The organism is Streptacidiphilus monticola (assembly GCF_042658505.1).
GTDB classification, from domain to species: Bacteria; Actinomycetota; Actinomycetes; order Streptomycetales; family Streptomycetaceae; genus Streptacidiphilus; species Streptacidiphilus monticola.
Window position 1 is genome coordinate 314 of sequence record NZ_JBHSQJ010000140.1, and the last position, 1,398, is coordinate 1,711.

Consider the following 1,398-nt stretch of genomic DNA (forward strand, 5'->3'; position numbering starts at 1 on the left):
ACATGCAGACCCAAATGCAGAAGTGTAAAGGTACAGCGGCGCGATAAGCTGGTGACCATCCGAAAATAATGGGAAACCCTTAATTGACAGCTAATCCATGAATCAGCTGATTAGTTGTAGCTTACTGTGTGATGGTACTGGGTATGTATGGAAGGAAGGTGTGAAGACCCCGTGAGACCTCTGTCTTACCAAATCAGGACAGTCAAATATAAGGGTAATCCGAAATTTTGGCTGTGGACAGAGGAGTCAGACGTTCCCATAGTACGGAAGTAGTGTATTGACAAAACAATACATGAACGGAAGGGGAGCGACCTCGTGGTTCGACACAACTAAATATGTGGCATGGCAACAGATACTGTTACTTCGGTAAAAACAATCTGAAGGGACACATTGAAAGGTGTGGAATAAGCATTGAATCAATCATTGAAATTTAAATGGCATAGTATTTATGGCCAAATTCTGTTTGACCGTAAGTTAAAGGCAGCTTGGGAAAAGGTTGAGTCAAATAAAGGCGCGGGCGGTATAGATGGTGAAACGATTGAAAGTTATCGTTACAGGCTCGATGAAAATCTTGATGCCTTACTCCAAAAGTTAAGAAGGAAAGAATACAAGCCATCGCCAGTCAGACGCGAGTACATTAAGAAAAAGAATGGAAAGCAACGCCCACTAGGTATACCAAATATCGAAGACCGTATTGTCCAACAAGCAGTAGTGGATGTCATCAGTCCAAAATGTGAAAAGGAAATCTTTCATAAATGGTCATGTGGTTATCGGCCAAATAAGGGTCCTGATCGTGTGATGCAGATTATCCTAGCGAATATAGAACAAGGATATCATTACATTTATGATGCAGACATCAAGGGATTCTTTGACAATATCCCACACAAAAAGCTGATGACCATACTTAACAAGTATATCGCGGACGGCACGGTGCTAAATATGATTTGGGATTGGCTAAAAGCTGGATACATGGAAGAGGGAAAACACTATAAAACCAATCTCGGGACAGTTCAAGGCGGCGTCATATCACCACTTCTGGCTAATATATTTCTTAATGAATTGGACTGGACTTTCGCGGAACATAAGATTCGCTTTGTCCGGTTCGCAGACGATTTCCTTCTCTTCACTAAGACAAGAGAGGACATTGAAAAAGCTGCGGAGATTACAAAGTCAAAGCTGGAAGAACTGGGTCTCCAAATTTCGGCCGAGAAAACGAGAATTGTGGACTTTCATGATGATGACTTTGACTTTTTGGGATTCACCTTTGGACATTGGAGACAACGAAAGAAAGACGGAAAACCATATTATACAGCCCAGCCCGAACAGAGTGCATGGAAAGATTTTCGACAGAAAATCAAGGCAAAAACGAGAAAGACTCTAACATTAAGCAAAGAAAAA

1 protein-coding gene is annotated in these 1,398 nt (G+C 41.6%); it reads left to right on the plus strand.

Annotated features, from left to right (window positions below; translation table 11 throughout):
* Nucleotides 1-423: 423 nt before the first annotated feature.
* The coding region (gene ltrA / locus ACFP3V_RS27560; protein ID WP_380589015.1) for a group II intron reverse transcriptase/maturase at nt 424-1,398 on the plus strand (975 nt) is incomplete at its 3' end.